The sequence below is a fragment of the Pseudomonas sp. TJI-51 genome (genome assembly GCF_000190455.2).
GTDB classification, from domain to species: Bacteria; Pseudomonadota; Gammaproteobacteria; order Pseudomonadales; family Pseudomonadaceae; genus Aquipseudomonas; species Aquipseudomonas juntendi.
The window spans coordinates 45,828-52,234 of the sequence record NZ_AEWE02000131.1 but is presented as its reverse complement, the minus strand read 5'-3'; the positions used below and the strand labels follow the sequence as shown (position 1 = coordinate 52,234).

Genomic DNA, 6,407 nt, shown 5'->3' with positions numbered 1-6,407 from the left:
GCGCGGGCGGCGCTCGATCTCCCAAGCGCCGAGTCTCCAAAGGCGAACACCTATCAGCCCAAGCACGGATCCCCCGCTTAAAACCCGACACACCGCGACATATTGTCGGCTTGACTTTGCCTGTCCTCGCTAAATTGCTGTAAAGTTGACGTTCAGGTCAGCTTTCTGCAAGCCAGGCCCAGAATCAGAAGAAAGGGCAGACCCTCGACTGCCCAGAGGATCAAGCATGTCCAACCGTGATATTTCCAGGCGCGCCTTCCTGCAAGGCGGCCTGGTCGCTGGTGTCGGTGTGACCATGGCGCCACTTGGCAGCCAGGCGTTCGCCGCGCTGATGGAGGAACGCGTCACCGCTTCGCCGCAGAAGTGGATGAACCATGACGGCAAGGCGCGTTTCCGTAACGATGCGTTGTCCAAGGTCTGCGGCGACAAGGTGTTCGCCCGCGACATCCGTGCCAAGGACATGCCGGGCTGGCCGGTGCAACAGGGCCATGCCTTGTTGCTCAAGGCCACCAAGGCTGACCGCATCTATGCCGGGCATGACCTGAGCCTGCTGGGGGCAGACCTGCAACCAGACCGTGTCGTCACCGCCGCCGACCTGGAACAGGACGGCATCGCCTGGCCCGAAGCGCACTCGCCCGACCCGCTGCTGCCGCCTGGCAAGGTACCGATGTTCATCGGCCACCCCGTGGCAATCCTGATCTGGCACGATTTCGAGCGTTTCCGCCAGGCCAAGCGCAAGCTGCAGTTCAACGACCAGGCGATCCGCTACGGCGCCCAGGCGCCGCTGTACCAGCGTGACCCCTATGGCAGCTTCCGCTTCGTGCGGGTGGGCGGCGCCACGCCGTTCGACGACGATGAGTTCTCCAGCCTGAAGAATTCCATGCTGTTCCCCACCATCCTCAACCGCAAGCCGGTGTGGTCGAAACAGCCCAACCAGCATGGTGACCTGACCGAGCAGGGGCTGTTCTACGCCAACCGTATGGCCGAACAGCTGGACAACCCGCCCGAGGACTGGCTGGTGTTCGACGAGCGCTACAAGACGCCGTCCATCGAACCTGCCGCGCTGGAGCCGGACAACGGCAATGGCTGGTACGACCGGGCCAGCGGCACGCTGCACTTCGTGGTTGCCACCCAGTGCCCGTTCGAAGTGGCGCAGGAATGCGTGCACATGATCAAGCCGTCGCGGTTTGCCCTGAACACCCTGAACATGCACCCCGGCTACACCGTGGGCTACGGCTCCAAGGACAACAACATCTTCGTTTTCTACGCTGCCGTGGCTGCGTTGTACGGCGACGGGGTACCGGTCCGCCTGGCCAATGACCGCTACGAGCAGTTCCAGAGCGGCATCAAGCGCCATGCCTTCGATATCCGCTACCAACTGGCGGTGGACAAGAAAGACAACAGCTTCAAGATTTTCCGCGCCGACATGAGCTGCGACGGTGGCGGGCGCATCAACTACAGCCCGTCGGTGGCCGCAGTGGGTGCGACCGCAGCGCAGTCGATCTATTACATGCCGCAGAACGACCTGTCGGTGACTGCCTATTACTCGCGTGGCGTGGAGGCGGGCTCCATGCGCGGCTATGGCACCCTGCAGAGCATGGCGGCGACTGAAATGATGGTCGATGAAATCGCCGGCCGCCTGGGCGTGGATGCCATCGATCTGCGCCGTGCCAACGCGCTGAAGTCGGGCATGAAGAACACCCAGGGCGCGGTGCCGGCCGGCGCCCTGCGCCTGTACGAAATTCTCGACAAGGCCGCCGTGCACGACCGGTGGCGCAACCGTGACGCACGCAAGCAGCAGATGGATGCCAAGGACCAGGATCACTGGTACGGCGTGGGTTTCGCCATCTGCCAGAAAGACTTCGGGACGGGCGCGGAAGCGCCGATGGCCAGCGTCGAGTTCAGCCGCGACGGGCGCATCAGCCTGCGCCACATCGGTACCGAACTGGGCACTGGCATGTCCACTTCGCAGGCCCTGGTGGTCAGCGACTTCCTTGGCCGTTCGGCCGATGAGGTGCGCACTGCCGTTACCGAGTGGCCAGAGCTGCAACTGACCACCAGCGGCAACCCGTACCTGATCAGCCAGCCCGAACAGGACGCTGCCCTGCGTAACCCGCGCTGGGTGGGCAAGCTGGCGTCGCCATCGTCGGCGACCAACTCGGCGTTCTATTTCAGCCACGCTACCCGCGAAGCGGCACGTGTACTGTTCAACCACGGCCTGTGGCCGGCGGCCATGGCCATCTGGCGCCAGGGGCCTTACGGCGGGCAGGCCAACCCGCTGGTGGTGCGCCGCGAGAACGCTGTCTGGGTCAATGGTGAGCTGACCGGCAACGGCCTGGCTCCGATCCCGTTCGCCCAGCTGGCGCAAAAGGCCCATGACATGGGCCTGGTCACCGGTGTGAGCGTCCACGGCTTCAACCGCTGGAGCTGGGCCGAGGCCGACTTCGTCATCGACGGTGTGCGCGAGCGCTTCCCGCTCGACGCCGTGGCCGTGAAATACGGCGACGGCGCGGTCAACGCCAAGAAAGCGCAGATGAGCAGCCACGGTTATCACCTGCTCGACCGGCAGAACGCGGCGTACCCCGATACCCAGCTGAACAACGCCATGGTCACCTACTACAGCCCGGTGGCGACCATTGTCGAAGTCAAGGTCAACAAGGGCACCCACGAAGTGCAAGTGCTCAACCACCACAGCTGGGTCGAGTGCGGCCGGGCGCTGGTGCCGGAGCTGGTCAAAGGCCAGCTCGAAGGTGGCATCGCCATGGGTATCGGGCACGCCCTGACCGAAGAAATGCCAATGTACGAGGGCGGGCCCGGGGAGGGCGACTGGAACTTCAACCGCTACCGCCTGCCGCATGCGCGCGATGTGGCGGTGTGGCAGCAGACCAGCGAAATTCTGCCGCCGCTGTCACCCACCGACCCGTCCAAGGGCATTGCCGAAGTGGTGATGATCCCGGTCGTCGGTGCCATCGGCAATGCCGTTGCGCATGCCATTGGCAAGCGCGTGCGCGATCTGCCCATTACCCCAGCCCGTATCAAGGAGGCCCTCAATGGCTAACCGCCCACTGCAACTGACCCTCAACGGTCAACCGGTCGGCCCGGTCGAGGTCCCCGACGACCTGGCGATGCTCGACTACCTGCACGAATACCAGAACCTCACCGGTTCGCGCCTGGGCTGCGGCCAGGGCATCTGCCACGCCTGTGTGGTGATCGTGGACAACCCGGACGGCACCTGCGAAGAAGTGCGCACCTGCATCACCGGTGCCCACTACTTTGCAGGCAAGAAAGTGCGCACCATCGAAGGCCATGCCAGCAAGGACGAGGCCGGCAACCTGACGCTGAACCCGATCCAGCAGAAGTTCGTCGACCTGTTCGCCTTCCAGTGCAGTTACTGCGCACCAGGCTTCGTCAACGCCGCTACCGTGCTGGTGGAAACCGCCCAGCGCCAGCCGCTGAACAAGAGCGAAGTGCAAGACCGCATCGAGGCCAGCCTCGGGCACCACATCTGCCGGTGCACAGGCTACGTGCGTTACTACGACGCCACCCGCCAGGTGCTCAACGACCTCGGCCTGGTCAAGGAGGGTTGAACATGGGCTTCGTACGTAGCGCATTGGCGCTGGCGTTGGGTGTTGCCGTCAGTTCGGCGGCCCTGGCTGCCGATGAAGCGCAGGTCAAGCGCGGTGAATACCTGGCCCGCGCCGCCGACTGCATGGCCTGCCACACCGCCGAAGGTGGCGCACCGTATGCCGGCGGCCTGCCGATCCATTCGCCGTTCGGCACCATCTACGGCAGCAATATCACCCCGGACAAGCAGTACGGCATCGGCAACTACAGCGCCGACGAGTTTTTCGCAGCAGTCACGCAAGGCAAGCGCAAGGATGGTGCCAACCTTTATCCCGCGATGCCTTACACCTCGTACCACCTGATCAAGCGCGAAGACTCGGACGCGATTCTTGCCTACCTGAAAACCGTACCGCCGATCAACCGCCCGGCCCCGCAGACGGCGCTGCGCTTCCCGTTCAACGTGCGCATGGGCCTGAGCGGCTGGAACCTGTTGTATGGCAAGAGCGTGCAGCTGCAGCCAGCCGAGGGCAAAAGCCCGGCCTGGCAGCGTGGCCAGTACCTGGTCGAAGTCATGGGCCACTGTGGCGAGTGCCATACCCCACGCAATGCGATCGGCGCACTGCAGCAAGACCAGCGCCTGAGCGGCGGCCTGCTGGCGGGTTACCTGGCGCCCAGCCTGCTGGCGCAGGACCTGGCTGAGCGGGGCTGGACCCAGCCAGACTTGACCACCTTCCTCAAGCACGGCATCAGCGCCCAGGGCAGCATGTTCAACGAGATGTTCCCGGTGGTGCACCACAGCACCCAGCACCTGGAGGACGCCGACCTGGCGGCCATGGCCACCTACCTGCTGGGCGACCAGCCACCCGCGGCCAAGGTCATCCAGCCGGTTGCCCTGGCGCAGATGAGCGACAGTGCCCAGCGCGGCCACCAGCAGTACCTGAACGTTTGCGCCGGCTGCCATGGGGTCGACGGCGAGGGCAAGCCACACGTCGCCGTGGCCATGCAGGGCAATACCGTGCTGCGCCAGGCCGACTCGCGCAACCTGGTCAAGGTCATCCTCGAAGGCATCCGCGAACAACAGTTCACCGGCTTCGAGCGCATGCAGCCGATGCCTGGCTTCGCCGGTAAGCTGGATGACCAGCAGGTGACGGACATGGTCAACTACCTGCGCCAGGCCTGGGGCGGATTGCCCGGTGACCTGAAGGTACAGCAGCTCGCCGAGCTGCAGGCGGAGTAACCGGTGCAGCATCTCGATCTTCAGGTGATTCGCCAGGCCTTGCAGTGGTCGTGCAGCGGTCAGCAGGTGTGGTTGTGCACGGTACTCGCCACCTACGGTTCGGCGCCGCGTGCACCGGGGTCGCTGCTGGCGGTCAACGCCAGCGGCCAGTGGCTGGGTTCGTTGTCTGGTGGCTGCGTAGAGGACGACTTCCTGCACCGTGTGGCCTTGGGCGAGTTCGCCGAGCCGGTCACCCTTGTGCGTTACGGCGATGGCAGTGACCCCCGCTCGGGCATTCGCCTGCCGTGCGGCGGGGTGCTGGAAGTGCTGGTGGAAAACCTGGCGGCCGAGTGCGACGTGCAGGGCCACCTGCGCGAGTTGCAAAGCGCATTGCTGGGGCAGCGCCGGTTGTTGCGCGAAGTGCGCCTGCCCGACGGCAACCGCCAGTTGGTGCCTGACACCAGCCAGGGGCCGCGGGTGCAGCGTGAGCCCACCCATGTACGCCTGCGCGTCGGCGCCGCCCAGCGCCTGCTGCTGGCGGGCTATTCCAGCGTGGCGCACTGTTGCGCCGAGTTCGGCAAAGGCCTGGGCTTCGAAGTGATTCTCTGCGAGCCACGTGATGAAGTGCTCGACGGCGTGCACCTGGACGGCATCGAGCTACGCCGCGAGCTGCCGTCGGAATTTATCGCCAATGGCGGTTGCCATGCCGACACGGCGGTGGTTGCATTGACCCATGATCCGAAAATCGATGACCTGGCCATGCTTGAAGCGGTGCGTACAGAAGCGTTCTACATCGGCGTGATGGGCTCGAAGGCCACCTCTGACAAGCGTCGCGAGCGCTTGCAGCGCATCGGCGGCCTGAGTGGCGACCAGTTGGCGCGTATCCACGCGCCGATCGGCCTCAACCTGGGTAGCAAGACACCGGCCGAAATCGCCCTGGCGGTACTGGCCGATATCTTGCGCCTGCGCAACGGGATTGGGCGGGCGGCGCTGTGAGTGTGGTGGCGTTGGTGTTGGCGGCTGGCAGCAGCGTGCGCTTCGGCGGCGACAAGCGCCGGGCGCTGATGGCGGACGGTCGCAGCCTGCTGGTGCACAGTGTCGAACGTGCCTGCGCGGTGTTCGATGAGGTGCGGGTGGTGTTGCGCGCCGGCGAACGGGCAGAGGCGCTGGGTTTGCCATCGGCGTGCCGGGTCATTTCCAGTGTCGATTGCGCACAGGGCATGGGCCATAGCCTGGCAGCCGGCGCCGCCTCGCTGGCAGATTGCGAGGCGCGGGCGGTAGCGGTGGTGTTGGGCGACATGCCCTGGGTGGCGCCCGCCACGCTTGGCTTGCTTGCACGCCAGGCCGGTGCGTCAACGATAGTCCTGCCTTGGCATGCCGGGCGGCAGGGCCATCCGGTGTTGTTCGGCCGTGATTTCTGGCCGGCGCTTGCCCAGTTGCAGGGTGATGAAGGGGCGCGGTCGGTAGTGAAGGCTCATCCAGAAAGTTGCGTAAGGGTGCACGTGCAGGACGTCGGTGTGCTGCAGGATGTCGACAGGCCAGAGGCGCTGAGCTCGCCCAGCCCACCTGCAGAGGGTTCATAATCCCCCCTTAATCCCTTCATAGTGCAATGCCAGCCACACCACTG

The 6,407-nt window shown here is 65.0% G+C and carries 5 protein-coding genes; all 5 read left to right on the top strand.

Annotated features, from left to right (window positions below; translation table 11 throughout):
• Positions 1 to 226: 226 nt before the first annotated feature.
• From G1E_RS24060 to G1E_RS24040, 5 genes are read left to right on the top strand one after another with little or no spacing between them, the layout of a single operon-like run.
• Positions 227 to 3,058, top strand: coding sequence for a xanthine dehydrogenase family protein molybdopterin-binding subunit (locus G1E_RS24060; protein ID WP_009684800.1), 2,832 nt, complete (start codon positions 227 to 229; stop codon positions 3,056 to 3,058).
• Positions 3,051 to 3,587, top strand: coding sequence for a (2Fe-2S)-binding protein (locus G1E_RS24055; protein ID WP_009684799.1), 537 nt, complete (start codon positions 3,051 to 3,053; stop codon positions 3,585 to 3,587). Before G1E_RS24060 ends, G1E_RS24055 begins: the two co-directional genes overlap by 8 nt.
• A 2-nt stretch (positions 3,588 to 3,589) precedes the next feature.
• Positions 3,590 to 4,801, top strand: coding sequence for a cytochrome c (locus G1E_RS24050; protein WP_047150167.1), 1,212 nt, complete (start codon positions 3,590 to 3,592; stop codon positions 4,799 to 4,801).
• Between the two features lie 3 nt (positions 4,802 to 4,804).
• Positions 4,805 to 5,776 carry an XdhC family protein gene (locus G1E_RS24045; protein WP_009684797.1) on the top strand — a complete coding sequence of 324 codons (972 nt, stop codon included), beginning with the start codon at positions 4,805 to 4,807 and terminating at the stop codon, positions 5,774 to 5,776.
• Positions 5,773 to 6,363: an NTP transferase domain-containing protein gene (locus tag G1E_RS24040; RefSeq protein WP_009684796.1), complete on the top strand. Its 591-nt coding sequence runs from the start codon at positions 5,773 to 5,775 to the stop codon at positions 6,361 to 6,363. The genes G1E_RS24045 and G1E_RS24040 overlap by 4 nt, the downstream gene beginning before the upstream one ends.
• Positions 6,364 to 6,407 lie beyond the last annotated feature (44 nt).